Annotated in this window: 16 protein-coding genes; 9 read left to right on the top strand and 7 right to left on the bottom strand. The window is 69.5% G+C overall.

The features are described from left to right. Window positions 1-81: 81 nt before the first annotated feature. Complete coding sequence (nudC, locus tag ABFX54_RS37060) at window positions 82-1053, top strand: NAD(+) diphosphatase (RefSeq protein ID WP_346111401.1); 972 nt, start codon at window positions 82-84, stop codon at window positions 1051-1053. A 6-nt stretch (window positions 1054-1059) separates the two neighbouring features. Here the strand turns inward: nudC and ABFX54_RS37055 are convergent, their stop codons facing one another. Together ABFX54_RS37055 and ABFX54_RS37050 are read right to left on the bottom strand one after the other, a co-directional pair. Then, complete coding sequence (locus ABFX54_RS37055; protein ID WP_346111400.1) at window positions 1060-1308, bottom strand: mycoredoxin; 249 nt, start codon at window positions 1306-1308, stop codon at window positions 1060-1062. Between the two features lie 75 nt (window positions 1309-1383). After that, window positions 1384-2256: an alpha/beta hydrolase gene (locus ABFX54_RS37050; protein ID WP_346111399.1), complete on the bottom strand. Its 873-nt coding sequence runs from the start codon at window positions 2254-2256 to the stop codon at window positions 1384-1386. A 189-nt stretch (window positions 2257-2445) separates the two neighbouring features. Here ABFX54_RS37050 and ABFX54_RS37045 point away from each other — a divergent pair, with 189 nt between their 5' ends. From ABFX54_RS37045 to ABFX54_RS37020, 6 genes are all read left to right on the top strand, one after another. Next, a complete protein-coding gene (locus tag ABFX54_RS37045) occupies window positions 2446-4488 on the top strand; it encodes an ATP-dependent DNA helicase UvrD2 (RefSeq protein ID WP_346111398.1) in 2043 nt (680 codons plus the stop codon). A gap of 235 nt (window positions 4489-4723) precedes the next feature. Beyond that, entirely contained in the window at window positions 4724-5593 is an 870-nt protein-coding gene (tesB, locus tag ABFX54_RS37040) for an acyl-CoA thioesterase II (RefSeq protein WP_346111397.1), read from the top strand. Between the two features lie 115 nt (window positions 5594-5708). Then, complete coding sequence (locus ABFX54_RS37035) at window positions 5709-5975, top strand: hypothetical protein (RefSeq protein ID WP_346111395.1); 267 nt, start codon at window positions 5709-5711, stop codon at window positions 5973-5975. A gap of 128 nt (window positions 5976-6103) precedes the next feature. Then, the gene (locus ABFX54_RS37030; protein WP_106240958.1) at window positions 6104-6373 is read left to right on the top strand and encodes a WhiB family transcriptional regulator; all 270 of its coding nucleotides are present in this window, start codon (window positions 6104-6106) and stop codon (window positions 6371-6373) included. A gap of 74 nt (window positions 6374-6447) precedes the next feature. Beyond that, a complete protein-coding gene (locus tag ABFX54_RS37025) occupies window positions 6448-6612 on the top strand; it encodes a hypothetical protein (RefSeq protein ID WP_346111393.1) in 165 nt (54 codons plus the stop codon). Between the two features lie 125 nt (window positions 6613-6737). Continuing rightward, window positions 6738-8414: a hypothetical protein gene (locus tag ABFX54_RS37020; RefSeq protein ID WP_346111392.1), complete on the top strand. Its 1677-nt coding sequence runs from the start codon at window positions 6738-6740 to the stop codon at window positions 8412-8414. A 300-nt stretch (window positions 8415-8714) separates the two neighbouring features. Here the strand turns inward: ABFX54_RS37020 and ABFX54_RS37015 are convergent, their stop codons facing one another. Then, the gene (locus ABFX54_RS37015; protein WP_346111390.1) at window positions 8715-9317 is read right to left on the bottom strand and encodes a hypothetical protein; all 603 of its coding nucleotides are present in this window, start codon (window positions 9315-9317) and stop codon (window positions 8715-8717) included. 91 nt (window positions 9318-9408) lie between these two features. On the opposite strand from ABFX54_RS37015, the gene ABFX54_RS37010 reads away from it, so the two are divergent. Further along, window positions 9409-10038: a TetR/AcrR family transcriptional regulator gene (locus tag ABFX54_RS37010; RefSeq protein ID WP_346111389.1), complete on the top strand. Its 630-nt coding sequence runs from the start codon at window positions 9409-9411 to the stop codon at window positions 10036-10038. Window positions 10039-10248: 210 nt separating this feature from the next. Here the strand turns inward: ABFX54_RS37010 and ABFX54_RS37005 are convergent, their stop codons facing one another. Beyond that, window positions 10249-10674 carry a MarR family winged helix-turn-helix transcriptional regulator gene (locus tag ABFX54_RS37005; protein ID WP_346111388.1) on the bottom strand — a complete coding sequence of 142 codons (426 nt, stop codon included), beginning with the start codon at window positions 10672-10674 and terminating at the stop codon, window positions 10249-10251. A gap of 91 nt (window positions 10675-10765) precedes the next feature. On the opposite strand from ABFX54_RS37005, the gene ABFX54_RS37000 reads away from it, so the two are divergent. Next, window positions 10766-11497: an SDR family NAD(P)-dependent oxidoreductase gene (locus tag ABFX54_RS37000; RefSeq protein WP_346111387.1), complete on the top strand. Its 732-nt coding sequence runs from the start codon at window positions 10766-10768 to the stop codon at window positions 11495-11497. Window positions 11498-11833: 336 nt separating this feature from the next. On the opposite strand, the gene ABFX54_RS36995 is transcribed toward ABFX54_RS37000, so the two are convergent. The 3 genes from ABFX54_RS36995 to ABFX54_RS36985 all read right to left on the bottom strand — a co-directional run bounded on the left by ABFX54_RS36995 (window position 11834) and on the right by ABFX54_RS36985 (window position 14858). After that, complete coding sequence (locus ABFX54_RS36995; RefSeq protein WP_346111386.1) at window positions 11834-12550, bottom strand: hypothetical protein; 717 nt, start codon at window positions 12548-12550, stop codon at window positions 11834-11836. Window positions 12551-13029: 479 nt separating this feature from the next. Then, on the bottom strand, window positions 13030-14382 hold the full coding sequence (locus tag ABFX54_RS36990; protein WP_346111385.1) for an ABC1 kinase family protein: 1353 nt from the start codon (window positions 14380-14382) through the stop codon (window positions 13030-13032). 59 nt (window positions 14383-14441) lie between these two features. Further along, window positions 14442-14858 (bottom strand): hypothetical protein, encoded by a 417-nt coding sequence (locus ABFX54_RS36985; protein WP_346111384.1) that lies wholly within the window; start codon window positions 14856-14858, stop codon window positions 14442-14444. Window positions 14859-15413 lie beyond the last annotated feature (555 nt).

Here is a 15413-nt window from a genome sequence, read left to right as displayed (position 1 = left end):
ATCACCCCGGTGCCCGGATACTGCAATCGCGGGCTAACGGCGAGGTCATAGGATGACATGGGACTCAGGAGGGGGCGGCCAGTGGAGACCGCGGAAGAGCAACTCATCGGGCCACTGCTTCTCGCGCGGGGGACCATCGACCGATCCTCGCCGCTGCGGGCCGACGAGCGGTGGCTGGAGCGCGCGTGGTCCGACCCCGCGACGAGGGTGCTGGTGATCGACAACGGCCATACCCTGGTGCGGCGATCGGGAGACGACGTCCAGGCCGTGCTGTTCACGCCGCAGGACGCGCCCCCTGGGCAGCGTTACCTGCTCGGCGTCGAAGACGGGGTCGCCTACTTCGCGGTCGCCGCGCCGCTGCCGGGCGTCTCCAAGAGCGACGTCAACGGCCGCCTGACCGTGCCGATGGGCCTGCGCGACACCCCCGAGGGCGAGCCGGTGCCGGCCGGGCTGCGCCAGGCCGGCGGCCTGCTCGGCGACCGCGACGCGGGCCTGCTGGTCTACGCCGTGGCGCTGGAGGCGTGGCACTCGACGCACGAGTTCTGCCCGCGCTGCGGCGCGCGCACCGAGGTCTCGGCGGGCGGCCACATCCGGGTCTGCCCGAAGGACGCGAGTCAGCACTTCCCGCGCGTCGATCCGGCCGTCATCATGCTGATCCGCGACGCCGACGACCGCTGCCTGCTCGCCCGCGGGCCGCAGTGGCCGGAGGGGCGGCTGTCCATCCTGGCGGGGTTCGTGGAGCCGGGCGAGTCGCTGGAGGCGGCCGTCGTCCGCGAGGTGGCCGAGGAGGTCGGCATCGCCGTGGCCAACCCGCGCTATCTGGGCAGCCAGCCGTGGCCGTTTCCGCGCAGCCTCATGCTCGGTTTCTTCGCCGAGGCCGTCACCACCACGCTCGTGCCCGACAGGGACGAGATCGCGGAGGCGCGCTGGTACTCGCGGCAGGAGCTCACCGCGGCCCTGGAGTCGGGTGAGCTGCGCCTGCCGCCTCCCGTGTCGATAGCCCGCCGCCTGATCGAGACCTGGCACGGCGGCGAGCTCGTCGGCGACTGGTGAGTCCGGTCAGGCCGCTTCGAGCAGCGCCTTGACCTCGCGCGCCGAGGGGTTCGTGCGGACGACACGGCCCTTCGGCGTCTCGATCACCACGGTCGGCACCACCTGGTTGCCGTTGTTGACGCTCATCACGAACTCCGCGGCAGCGGTGTCGCGCTCGATGTCGATCTCGTCGAAACTGATCCCCTCGCGGGCGAGCTGAGACTTGAGCCGCTTGCAGGGGCCGCACCACGTGGTGCTGTAGACCGTGAGCGCCATCTCGGGGAATCCCTCCAAGGTCAGGAAATCAGGCGATCCGTGCAACAACGCCGGGTGCCTGGTTAATCCCGGTTCTTACCCGATGCGTTCGGCGATCCACGCCTGCACCCGCTCGGCCACGCCGGGCTCGCGGTAGAGGGGCGAGCTGTGGTTGATCCCCGGCACCGTGACCACGTTCACCGGCACGCCCACCTGGCCGAGCATCCTCTGCAGCAACTGGCTCTGCACCGGCGGCACGAACTCGTCCTTGGAGTGCAGGGTCAGCATCGGCGCGTCCTTGGGGCTGGCGTGCCAGGCCACCTCCATGCTGGCCCAGATCCGCGAGCACTTGCCCCTGGGCGCGCAGCCGCCGGCCACCTTGATGGCGGCGGTGCGCAGCCTGCGCTTGTTGGGGTCGGGGCTCTTGTCGCCGTCGGCGTAGGCCCGCAGCGGCGAGATGATAGGCGACAGCCCGACCACGCCCTTGAGCCCGCTGACGCCGTTGCCGTACGTCCCCACCGCCGCCGCGATGTGCCCGCCCGCGGAGAAGCCGACCAGCACGTAATTGCGCGGATCGAACGACCACCTGGCCGCGTGCTTGCGCGCCACCGCGATCGCGGCCAGCGCGTCCGTGCGCTGCGCGGGCCAGGCCGCGTCACCGGACAGGCGGTAGTTGAGGTTGAAGACGGTGTAGCCCAGCTCGGCGTAGCTGCGGGTGATCTCCCTCATGTACTTCTTGTCGCCGCTGGACCACCAGCCGCCGTGGATGAGGAAGATCCCGGGCCGGTTCTCGCCGTCGGTCGTCCACCACACGTCCATGCTCTGGCGGTGGTGAGATCCGTACTTCACGGTCTCTGCCGCCAGCCCGTCGAACCCGTCGTCGATGATGGAGCTGCTCGCCGTCGGGGCGGGTGTGGGCTCCTTGATCGCGCTCGCGTTGCTCGCGGTCGCGGCGACGGGTGTGAGCACAACGGCTGCGAGCGCGACAGCGCTCACGGAAACCGCAGTTCGCACGGCCTTCCTTTCCCCCATACAGATGGTCGGCCCCATTGTGGGGGAAGAGACCAGTTCTTCGCATCCGGCAGACTAAGAACATACGTCGGCCCGCATGTTGCCAGAATAAGGTGCCGCACCGCCAGCGGCTGGGAGGATGTACGGGTGAACAACGCGGACGACGTACTGATCGGACTCGATCCCGAGCAGCGCGCGGTCGCCGAGGCCGTGCGCGGGCCGGTGTGTGTGCTGGCAGGAGCGGGGACCGGCAAGACCAGAGCGATCACCCACCGCATCGCGTACGCGGTCCGCAGCGGCGTCGTCGACGCGCCGAGCGTGCTGGCTGTGACGTTCACCACTCGCGCGGCGGGTGAGCTGCGCCAGCGGCTGCGCGCGCTCGGCGCGCCCGGCGTCCAGGCCCGCACGTTCCACGCCGCGGCGCTGCGTCAGCTCACCTACTTCTGGCCGCGCGTGATCGGCGGCGACGCGCCCTCGATCATCGAGTCGAAGCTGCCCGTCCTGGCCGAGGCGTGCCGCCAGCAGCGCAGGACCCCCGAACGCTCCGAGCTGCGCGACATCGCCGCCGAGGTCGAGTGGGCCAAGGTCACCCAGGTCGGCCCCGAGGACTACGTGGCGGCCGCGGCCAAGCACCACCGCAAGCCGCCGATCCCGGTCGAGGAGCTGGCCCGGCTTTACGAGGCGTACGAGCAGATCAGGCGCGAGCGCCACCTGCTCGACTTCGAGACGATCCTCGAACTGACCGCGGCGGTGATGACCGAGCACCGGGAGGTGGCCGCGCAGATCCGCCAGCAATACCGCTACTTCGTGGTCGACGAGTACCAAGACGTCAACCCGCTGCAGAAGCTCCTGCTCGACACCTGGCTCGGCGGGCGCGACGACGTCTGCGTGGTCGGCGACCCCAACCAGACCATCTACTCCTTCACCGGCGCCAGCCCGCGCTACCTGACCGGGTTCGCGGTCGAACGTCCCGACGCGGCCGTGATCAAGCTCGTGCGCGACTACCGCTCGACCCCCCAGGTGGTCGATCTGGCCAACCTGGTCATCGCCAAGGGCAAGTCCCCGCACCGCCTGGAGTTGGTGGCCCAGCGCCCCGACGGGCCGCGGCCGGCGTTCTCCGACTACGACGACGAGCCCGCCGAGGCGGCCGGCGTGGCCCGCGCGATCAGGAAGCTGCTCGACAAGGGCGTGCCCTCGCGCGAGATCGCGGTGCTCTTCCGGGTCAACTCCCAGTCCGAGGCTTACGAGGAGGCCCTGTCCAAGGCCGGCATCCCCTACGTGCTGCGCGGCGCCGAGCGCTTCTTCGAACGCCCCGAGGTGCGTCAGGCGGTCGTCCTGCTGCGCGGCGCCGCCCGCTCCGTGTCCGGTGAGCCGCTGGCCTCCGAGGTCCACCACATCCTGGCCGGCGTCGGCCTGACGCCCTCGCCTCCCGGGGGCGGCAAGGCCAGGGAGAAGTGGGAGTCGCTCAAGGCCCTGGCCGACCTGGCGGAAGACCTGGCCGCCGAGGGGGCCGATCTGCCCGCGTTCGTGGCCGAGCTCGAACGCCGCGCCTCCGAGCAGCACGCGCCGCCCGTCGAGGGCGTCACCCTGGCCTCGCTCCACGCCGCCAAGGGCCTGGAGTGGGACGCCGTCTTCCTCGTCGGCGTCACCGACGGCATGCTGCCCATCATCTACGCCGAGACCCCCGAGCAGATCGAGGAGGAACGCCGCCTCCTCTACGTGGGCGTCACCCGCGCCAGGGAGCACCTGTCGATCTCGTGGGCGCTGGCCCGTGCGCCCGGCGGGCGCAAGAGCCGCCGCCCGTCCCGCTTCCTCGACGGCCTCACAGGGCGCGCCGCGTCCCCGCCGCGCGCCGCGCAGGCCCCGCGCGAACGCCGCCAGGTGGCCGCGCCGGTCAGCTGCAGGGTGTGCGCGAAGACGCTGGTGGCCGCCGCCGAGCAGAAGCTGGGCCGCTGCTCGACCTGCCCCGCCGACTACGACGAGGCGCTGCTCGAACGACTCAAGGCGTGGCGCACCACCATGGCCAAGGAGGCGAAGGTGCCCCCTTACGTCATCTTCACCGACGTGACACTGCAGGCCATCGCCGAACGCGCGCCGGCCACCGAACAGGAGCTGCGGGCGATCCCCGGGGTCGGCAAGGTCAAGATCGACCGTTACGGCGAGGCCGTCCTGTCGCTCTGTCACGCGTAACGCCCCCGACATCGGGACCGGCCATGATGAGGTCGGGACGGGTCGCGTTCGAGTGCTTTCGTCCGACACGTCAGACTGGCTTCGTCCGGCGCGGCACAAAGCCCGGACCTGGTCACGTCCGGCGCAGCACATTGGCCAGACCTGGTCACGTCCAGGGCGGCACACTGGCCAGACCTGGTTACGTCCGGCGCGGCACATCGGCCAGGACCGGAGAAGAGCATGAGGGGACCGACACGTGAACGAGGCGCTCAAGGAGCTGCTCGACCTGCTCGACCTTGAGCAGATCGAGCTCGACATCTTCCGCGGCAGGAGCCCGGAAGAGCGCATCCAGCGCGTCTTCGGCGGCCAGGTGGCGGCGCAGGCCCTGGTGGCGGCCGGCCGCACGGTGCCCAAGGACCGCCACGTGCACTCGCTGCACGCCTACTTCATCCGGCCGGGCGACCCGTCCGTCCCGATCGTCTACAACGTGGACCGCCTGCGCGACGGACGCTCGTTCACCACCCGCCGCATCGTGGCCGTCCAGCACGGCAAGGCGATCTTCACGATGTCCGCGTCGTTCCACATCGTCGAGGAGGGTGTGGCCCACCAGGCGTCGGTGATGCCCCAGGTGCCCGACCCCGAGACGCTGCCGACGTTCCAGGACAAGATGTACGAGCTCGTCGGCGACCACCCGGAGCTGCGCGACTGGCTCTCGCGGCCCAGGCCGGTCGACTCCCGTCACGCCTCGCCGCTCACCTGGGAGGCGTACCAGAACCCGGAGCTGCGCAGCTCCCGTACCAACGTGTGGTTCCGCTATCACGCCGAGCTGCCCGACGACCCGCTCCTGCACGTGGTGCTGGCCGCGTACGCCTCCGACTTCACCTTGGTCGACACGATCCTGCTGGCGCACGGCATGGCGTGGGGCGCCTCCGGCATCGTCGGCGCCTCGCTGGACCACGCGATGTGGTTCCACCGCCCCTTCAGGGCCGACGACTGGCTGCTCTATGCTCAGGAGTCGCCGTGGTCCGCGGGGGCCCGGGGGCTCGCGCGGGGTGAGATGTTCACCGCGTCGGGTGAGCTCGTGGTCTCCGTGGTTCAAGAGGCCATGATTCGCCTCGCGAAGTGACACGAAATCGCAGGTAGAAAATATGTTGCCCCTTCCCGGCTTCCCGGTTTAGGGTCATGGTCAAGCGAGTCGGACAGTCCTGTTCCGACGATCCCGAGAGTGGAGGTGGGTCACTGTGATCAGCATCAAGATGCCAGTCACGCCGTGGCTCGCCTTCGCATGCCGTGACTCGGTGAGTCTGGCCGATGGCCCCGCCAAGCCGCGGCAGGAGAAGTCTGCCCGTAGCCAGGCCGCCGCCTTTTACGCGCACGCCTATGTCGGTGTCGCCGCCGAGCAAGGTGCTCCTGCCTACAGCGCACGTATCGAACTGCCGGCCAACCAGCTCACCAAGGGTGGACTGTGCGGTCCGCATCCCTGGAGGGAAGCTCCGGTCATAACCTGACCGGCAGCAAAAGCCTCCAGGCCGCGGATCCGCACACAGGATCCGCGGCCTTCTTGTTTGTCCGTGATCCCCGACCACCCACGAGGTGCCCGAACAAGATCAAAAAGATCGATCAAAGGAGAAAGCAGATGGGGGCGAAGACGATCATGGACCTGATCGACGAAGCCAAGATCCCCTGTCGTACCGACCCTGACCTGTGGTTCGCCGAGTCGCCGGAGGACGTCGAGTTCGCCAAGGCACTCTGCGGCGGCTGCCCGATCCAGGAGGCCTGCCTGGCCCGCGCGCTTGAGCGCGAGGAGCCTTGGGGCGTCTGGGGCGGCGAACTGGTCCTCAGGGGAACCATCGTTCCCCGCAAGCGTCCGCGCGGGCGTCCCCGCAAGCACCCGGTCGCTGCCTGACCACCTCGCACCAACGCACGACACACAGAAAGCGAACTGAACCGATGAACGCACGACCGACGAGGAGCCTCACCGTGCCGGATCTTATTCATGACCTGGTAAACGACCGAATACAAACCCTCCACCGCGAAGCGGCCGAACAGCGCCTCATCTTGCGCGTCAGCCGCGTGCAGCGGGCGCGGCGCGAGGTCAAGCGGGCGAACGACCGCCTCCGCAAGGCCCTGAGCCGCCAGATCTGATCGAGGAGATCCTGCCGCCGGCGTAGGATCTCCCGCACAGATCGCTCATGAGAGAGCCGGGCGCACCCAGCGCCCGGCTCTTTCTCTGTCCGATGGGGAACGGTTCCCGGCGGGAGGAACACTTCGTGAACACGCCGCACCAGATCGAGTTCCGCACCGATCCCCGGCAGGGGGCCGGCGCCCTCATAGAGATCGTCATCGACGACGTACCCCTGCTCGACCTGGTACGAGAGGCCGAACTCCCCTTCGCCCGCCAGGAGCAACTCGAACGCCAGGCGGACTTCGCCCCCGAACCGGCCCCACTGCTGGCAGGCGACTACCAGGGCTTCTCCCGCGACCGCTTCGGCTGGCCGAGCCGCCACTACTTGGGCGAGCGGGAGCAGACGGCCTGCAACCAGGAGGACGACGAGACCATGCTGCTCGGGTGCCCGTGCGGCATCGCGGACTGCTGGGCCCTGCTGGCCAGGATCGAGATCGACGGCGTGGTGGTGCGCTGGTCGGGCTTCCGCAACAACCACCGCGACTGGGACCTGACCGGCCGCCTCGGCCCGTTCGTCTTCTCCCGCCGCCAGTACGAACACGCCCTCCACGCCACCGCCCCAGCCCGTCACCAGCACCCGGCCCCCACGCTGCCGCTTCTTACCGGCCTACGCCTGGTCCCCGTAGTGGACACCCTCTCCGGCCTCCTCGACCATCTCCCTCCCCAAGCTCCACCCGTGCCCACGGTCCTTTCGGGTTCGGGTGAGCACGCCTCACTCGCGGCCACGGCCTCTGCGGACTCCGGCGAGCATGCCTCACCTGCGCCCACGGCCTCGTCGGATTCGGCCGGGCACGCCTCACCCGCACACGCCGCCCCCTCGAATTTCGGGGAGCACGTCCCGTCCCCTGACCGCTCCGCGGACAGCGCGCCCTCGGTTCACCTGGGCGAGGATGCCCTACCCTCGGACCACCTGTCCCAGGACGCTTCGCCTTCGACGGGGGAGCCTCTGCTCCGGGAAGACCCGGCTACCGACGAAGATCTCCGCAACGCGTACTGGACCGCAAGGGTGATCGCGGCCGGCCTTCCGGCTCCTATCCCAGGCCACCGCCCCGAATCCTTGATCCGCCTGTCGGACTTCTTCGCTGAAGGCCCACTGACGACCCTGCTCCGGGCCGCCCTGTGGCGAGACTTCGCCGAGTCCGAGTCCGAGTCCGAGTCCGAGTCCGAGTCCGAGTCCGAGACCAGGACCAGGACCGATGCCCACACCGACACCGACACGCCACTTCGACCCCCGGGTGGCGCCGGTAACGTCGGCAACTCAAGCGAAGGCGCACTTCCCTCACCGCCGGACCTCGCCACTGATGACCTGTCCGATGTGCGACGGCACCTCGCTCACGATGCCGACGCCGCCATTGAGCGCATCAGCCCCCTACCAGGCGGATACCTGCTACTAGGGGGAGACGGCACGATCGTGTCCCCAGGCTGCTGCAGCGACCTGACCGATGTCATGAACTGGGGAAACGCCGCCTGCCACACCGACACCTCGCCGTGCATGGTGTGGGTCGGACACCCCTGGGTGCACGTCGCCGCAGACGGCGACGCCCTGCTCCTGACCGGACCGACCGAAGGCGACCCCGGCCCTGAGCTCGGCTGGCTCCCCAGACTAGAACTGGCCCAGGCCGCGGAGGTAGCCGCAGCGGAGGTCCGCTACTTCGCCCGATGCCTCGAAGCCGCCTGCACCCGCCTCCTCGGCGAGGACCACGCCACCGCCGTATGCAACGCCCTCCTCGGCGATGCCTGGCTACGCACCGGTACCACGTGACTCACCCAAACACACCCGCCCGCCACGACCCGACCACAGGATCGCCCGACCTTGGATCGCCCGACCTTGGATCGCCCGACCTTGGATCGCCCAACCACGCGGCTGCGCGAGCCCACCCACGGCCCGACTCGCGCGACCCCGGCCATCAGACGTCCCGACACGGGTCGCGCGAGCCTAGCCACAGCGAAACTCGCGCGGATTCATGATCGAGCAAGCAAGCCCACCGGGCCGCCAGCCCCAAGCCCGCAAGCGGCGTAAGGCCCGGCCGCCGCTATGAAGGCCGGGCCCGCCGCCGGAAGCTCAGCCCGTAGGACGAACCGGACGCCGCGCGGACACCACGACCTCCCCATCCACCCCTTCCGCCGCCCAGAGCCGCGCAGCCATCCACGCGACCCCGATCCCCGCGACCACCAGCCCCCCGAGATAGACCGGCAGTGGCACCACACTCCGCAGCGCCCCGGGCACCATGCCCCCGGCGTACAGCAGCACCGCCACCACCGGCAGCATCCCGCTCCTGACCGCCGCCGCGCTGAACGTCAGCACCCCCACCAGCAGAACGATCGACGTGACCAGGAACGCCCGCCCGGTCCCCCCGGCGAGCAGCCCGCTCACGGTGCCGCCGCCGAGATACGGGAAGACGAAGTGCAGCGTGTACTCGATCGCGAACGCCCCGGCCAGCCCCGCCGAGTTGAGCACGTACCCGACGAGCCCGAGAGCGCCGGCCGTACCGCGGATGAGCAGGTAGATGCCGGTGATCGCGAGTAACCCCGCAAGGGCTGCGAACGGTGCGATGGCATGCGTGAGAGCCGTTTCCGGCAGAAGCCCGGCACGGCGGGCGGAGTTGACGACGAGCAGCACGGCGCAGAGGAACCCGGCCGCCGCGGCGACCCGATGAACGCTCATGTCGCGATCCCTTCTCGACCTCTCGGTCCTGGTTGGTCGGCCCTTGATAACGCTTGTTATGATGAGCGTTATCGACCGATATGGTGAGAGGGTGCCGAGAGCCGTAAGCACCTCGAAAGAACTCGGCGCCCTGCGCCAGGACCTGCTCGACGCGGCCATGCGCGTGCTCCGCGAACAGGGCGCGCTTCACCTGACCCTCCGCCGGGTTGCGGACGCCGCCGGCACCTCGACCATGGGCATCTACACCTGCTTCGGCGGCCGCGCCGGCCTCCTGGAAGCGATCTACGAGTACGGCTTCCGTCTCCTCCACGAGGCGATGACCACCTCCATGGACGGCCACCCGGACCCGCTGGCCCGCATCATGGCGGTGGCCTACGGCTACCGGCGGTTCGCCCGGGCCGACCCGGCCCTGTACGCGCTCATGTTCGAGCGCCCGCTGCCCGACTTCGACCCTTCACCCGAGCAGCGCCACGACGCCCTGCGCCTGTGCTTCGACCCGCTCACCCTGGCCGCCTCCGCCGCCGCGCAGGAGGGCCTCATCCGATCAACGGACCCGCAGCGCGCGGCCTACCTGGTGTGGACCACGATCCACGGCCTGGTCAGCATCGAGCTCACCTGCTCCCTGCGCACGCCGCTTCCCGGCTGGTTCCTGAACTCGGAGAAGGATGGCGAACGCATCCTCACCGCCGGTGTCCAAGCCCTCCTCTCCGGCCTGACCTGAGCCCCGGTACGAGCGAGCCGAGAGCAATCGTGCATCGGGCCGGGCCCGACGCCGTACTGGATCAACGACACCGTGACCGAGCCGACGGCGGCGTCCGGTGTTGATGGAGGGGCGTTAACCCGGCTTCCTGGTCAGGTGGTCACGCTGGTTCGGTGTGATCAGCCCTGCCCGGAATGGAGGCGTATGCGAGGTCGGTCGCGACCGCGGCGATCAGGAACGCAGCGCTGTCGTGGCGGATCTGAGCAGCTGGGCGAGGCGGTCGCGTTGGCTGCTGGGCCAGGAATCGAAGCGGGTGATCAGGGTGGTGTCGATGGCCTGCTGGAACTTCCGGGTGACTGCCTCGCCCTCGGGAGTGAGGTGGACGCGGATCATCCGCCGATCGTCGGGGTCGGTTTCGCGGGTGAGCAGGTCGCGTCGCTGAAGCCGGTCGACCAGGCCGGTGATGTTGGTCTTGTCGCAGTGCAGCAGAGTCGCGAGCTCGCCGAGTGACGGCTGCAGATGCTGGGCGAAGCACAGCAGTTGCGCCTGCTGGGGGGTCAGTCCCAGCTGGCGGCTGGCCGTGCTGAACAGCCCGTCGATCTCCATGTAGACGCCGATCAGCGTCTCGACGAATTCGTCATCGGGTGCGGCGCCCATACCACGCAGTCTACTCCCTGGACAGTTGACACTCTCGACCAAACTAGTCGATGCTATGGACTATCCATAGAGTCGACTAATTGGAGAGATCATGCGTACCGAGGATCGGGTCGCGGTCGTCACCGGCGGATCGCGCGGCATCGGACGGGCGATCAGCGACCGGCTCGCCGCGGCGGGGATGCGCGTCGTCGTCGGCTCCCGCGACCAGGAGACGGCCGCGCGGGCGGTGGACCAGATCAAGAACGCGGGCGGGCTGGCCACCGCGGTCCGCACGGACATCACCCGCCCCGAGACGGTCAAGGAGCTGTTCGATGCGGCTGAGGCCCAGTACGGCCGGGTCGACGTATGGGTGAACAACGCCGCCACGGCGACAGCCGGCCCGCTGGCCCGCGCCACCGATGCCGACTTCGACCAGTTCTTGCAGGCCAACGTGCTGGCTACGTTCGTGGCACTGCGCGAGGCCGCGCGACGCATCCGCGACCATGGCCGGATCATCCTGATCTCGTCCGCGCTGACCGTGTCGCCGCTGCCCGGCATGTCGCTGCTGGCCGCCGGCAAGGCCGCCGGTGATCAACTCGCCCGTACGCTGGCCTGGGAGGTGGGCGCCAGATCCGTCACGGTCAACAGCGTCCTGCCCGGCCTGACCCGTACCGAAGTCCTCGACACCGTGCCCCCGCACCTCATCGACGACGCCAAGGCCCGCACCCCGCTGGGCCGCCTGGGCGAACCGGCCGACATCGCCGACGTCGTCGCGTTCCTGGCCTCGGACGCCGCCCGCTGGATCACCGGCCAGACCATCAACGCCGCCGGCGGCATGATCTGACGAGCTGGACAGCGCATCACCCCCGGACTCCGGCCAGTACGGCTCACAAGCTGGTCACGCGGCCACGGTGATGGTCTGGATGATCGCTGAGGTGGACCGGGACGGCGTGCCGGGGGCCAGGGCCACGAAAGGGCGCTGGCCGGCGGGGCAGGTGCGAGCATTTACCCCGCCGACCAGCCATTGAGCTGTCCACCCCCGCGCACCCATCAGGCTCGTGCGGAAGTTCGAGTACCTGGCGGGACGGGCGGATCGGACAACTCGGTCAGAACACCGGCCACGTGCGTACCCGGCCCACGATCACGCCGCCATGCGCAACCGCTCGCCGGAGTCGTACGCTCAATGCCCGGTGATGCAGGAGAGGGCGCCGACCTCGACGGGTGCGCCCGAGTACGACGGATCGATGATGGCGGTGACCTTCCCTGCCTTGGAGATCAAGCACTCACCGGTGGCGTTCGGATCGACAATGGCATTCGCGACCGGCGCGGCGATCCCAGGATCGACCACGGCGCCCATGGCCGGGACAGCGGCCGGCGGACCGTCCGCAGCTGCCATCTCGGGCGAGGTGGTGGTGGGTGTTCCAGCTGTGGCTGCCACCGCGATCGGGACAGCGGATGTTCCACCCGTACGCGCCCTCGGGATCACGCTGGTGGCACGTGTACTGCCTTCGAACATCATCGGGGCCGGGACGGTGACAAGTGCCCCGGCCGTGGACGCCATCGCGGCCGGAACGGTGCCGAGCGAGCCGGCGATCACCAGCGAGCCGATCGCCACAATCGGCGCGGCGGCCACTCGTTCGGCGTTCATCTGTGAGAGTGCGGCCACCAAAGCGGTGGTGAGCGAGCTGACGATCACCAGCGGGCCGGTCCCCGCGAACGAGCCGGCCTCCGCGAATGTGGCGGCGATCACCAGCACGGCCACGCCCGCCAGTGAACCAGCGACGACTCGTGTGGCGGCGCCCGTCAATGAACCGGCGACCACTCGTGCGGCGGCGTCCACCAGTGAGCCGGCAACCACCCGCGCGGTGGCGAACACCGGGCGAGCTGATCGATACATGAGGCGTCTCCGAAGGAATCGTTACTCTCCGAAGTCATATCATTACACAGAGTGGCACTAGTTCAACGCTGGGTCGCCGAAGTCTCACGAACTCACCTTGGGCCGTGCCCCAGAAGGCTGGCTTGGCGTGAGCGCGACCAGCAACGAAAGAGAGGGCAGCGCGAGGCGAAGACGGCGGGTGACGGTGCGGCGGGGGAGGGCGGCGGCGAGATGAAGACAGCGGGTGATGACGAGGTGAGGAGAGGGCGGTGGTGAGGCTGGAGAGATCCCAGCAGCGGCGGGAAGATCCCAGGCGGAAATGGTTGAGCCGCGAGAGTCGAGCCAGAGGAGTTGAGCGGGAGAGCACCGATTCGGAGGGAGTCGGGCCGAAGGGGAGGGCGCCGAGCCGGAGGGAGCTGATCCGGAAGGAGCCGCGTCGGGAAGGTCGAGCTGGGCGGAGTTGGGCCGGAGGAAGTCGAGTCGAAGGGACCTGAGCCAGGTCAGCCGATCGCCAGCGGTTCGTCGTCGGAGTTCGCATCCGGGTCGGGATCGTCGGCGAAGCCCGGGACCCAGCGGATCACCTCGTCGCGAAACCGGGCCGTGGTGCCGAGCTGGCAGAGCACGCCGATGCCGGCCGCGTGCACCCGGTGGATGAGCACGTACGACGTCGGCAGGTTGAGTTGGCGGATCACGTTGGTCGGCCTGAGGTCAGTGACGCTGGCCGCCTGCTCCTGCAGCCACTCCCGGCTGAACGTGAACTCCTCCACGGCGGTCGGCTCCACGTACGGTGCGAGGAAGGCGCGCAGCGCGTCGCCGTCGACCTCGATGTCCGGCCGGATGAAGCCCTCCTGCCGCAACCCCTCCGTGACGGTGGCCATGTCGCCCTGGTTGAAGATGCGGGTGAGCTTCCCGAACGCGGGCGGATAGCCCTCGGGCAGGCGGTTGACCGCGCCGAAGTCGAGCACGCCGAGCTTGCCGTCGGCCAGCATGCGGAAGTTGCCGGGGTGCGGGTCGGCGTGCAGCATCCCGACCCGTGCTGGGGAGCAGAACAGGAACCGTACGAAGAGCAGGCCGGCCCGGTCGCGTTGCTCCTGGGTGCCCTCGGCGATGATGCGCGACAGCGGCGTGCCTGCCATCCACTCCGTGACCAGCACCATCTCGTTGGCGGCCACCACGTCGGGCACGTGGAAGTCGGGGTCGCCGTTGAACTCCAGGGCGAACGCGTGCTGGGCCTCGGCCTCCCTCAGGTAGTCGAGCTCCTCCGCGATGCGTTCGCGCAGCTCACCGAGCACGGCTTTCATGTCGAGGCCCGGCAGCAGCGCGCCGAACAGTTTGCTTAGCCGCGCGAGCTGTGCGAAGTCGCCGAGCAGGGCCTTGCCCGCCCCCGGGTACTGGATCTTGACGGCCACTTCCCTGCCGTCGTGCCACACGGCCCTGTGCACCTGACCGATGGAGGCGGCCGCGGTCGGCTGGTCGTCGAACGACAGGAAGTGCTCGCGCCAGCCGTCGCCCAGTTGCTCGGTCAGCACCTTGTGCACCGTGGACACGGGCAGCGGCGGGGCGGCCTCCTGCAGCTTGGTGAGCGCGGCGCGGTAGGGCCCGACGACCTCCTGCGGCAGTGCCGCCTCGAAGATCGACAAGGCCTGGCCCAGCTTCATCGCGCCGCCCTTGAGCTCGCCGAGAACCCTGAAGACCTGCTCGGCCGTACGCTGCTGCACCTCCTGCGCCACGATCTCCGCGGACTTGCCGCCGATGCGCTTGCCCAGCCCCAGGGCGGCGCGGCCCGCGAAGCCGAGTGGAAGGGTGGCCAGTTTGGCCGAACGCGTGACAGCGCGGCGCGGAAGATCGTTCACACCGATGCGCGGAACCTCGTCGAGATGCCGCTTCCCCCCTTCGTGGTCGTCTGAGCACGTCAGTCGCGGTTGGGTGCCATGACCATTCTTAGCGAATATGGGTTACTTCGCATACAACGACATTGCGGATGTACCCTCCACGATCGCCTTTTCCATTGCCAATCAGGCGTTACGTCTACTGTGCCATTGGTCACAGATGACTCCTTACCGTCCAGGTAGGCGAGTGCGTGACCGGTCGCCGCGGCCGCCACGGCGGTGGCCAGCGCCACGTCGCAGGCGATCTCGCCGGGCGGATAACCGCCCAGCCGGGCGGTGACGATCGGCCAGTGGGGATCGTGGTCGCGCCGGGTGAGATCGAGGCAGTGCAGGCACGCGGTCTCTCCGGGCAGGACCAGCGGGCCGACGCACCCGTACCCCTCGAAGGCGGCCACGAGGAGGTGGGGGATCCGCAGAGTGTTCAGCTCGTTGACCAGCACCGTGTCCAGGGGGCCGACCTGGGCCAGGACGACGAGATCGGGCCGATCCCACCTGTCCCCGAGAAACGGCCCGCCGGCGACGACGTTCGAGGTGGGCTTGTGGTTCGAGGTGGGTTGGTGGACGCCACCCTTCGAGGCTTCAACGGCATCAGACCGGCCCTCTCGCCGCCCAGATCCGCCCACTCGATCAGTTCCGGTACCACCCGAGCCGGTGCTGCTCGCTCGCCCGGACGTGGTGCCGTGCGAGTCGGTCCTGGTCCCGCATGTGTCCGGCGCCGCCCCTTGGGTGTCGGACGTGGCCCGGCGCGGGTTTTGGGCCGCAGGGCGTGAGGCGGCGGACGTTCCGCGCGCGTCGGTGACCCCGCGCGTGGTGGGAGTTGCGCGCATGGTGGTTGTCCCGCGCGTGCTCGGTGCGGCTCCTCGCAGGCCGGGACCAGGGCGGGGACCGGGGTTCAGGTCGGGGCCGGGGGAGGGTGTGGCGTTGCGGTGGGTCGTGGGGGTGGTGAGGGTGGGGCGGGCGGCGGGGGTGGAAGGAGTGCGGTTGGTGGTTTGGGG

It is taken from the genome of Nonomuraea maheshkhaliensis (genome assembly GCF_039529435.1).
Lineage (GTDB): Bacteria > Actinomycetota > Actinomycetes > Streptosporangiales > Streptosporangiaceae > Nonomuraea > Nonomuraea maheshkhaliensis.
The sequence above is the reverse complement of the archived record's forward strand: the minus strand, read 5'-3'. Positions and strand labels throughout refer to the sequence as shown.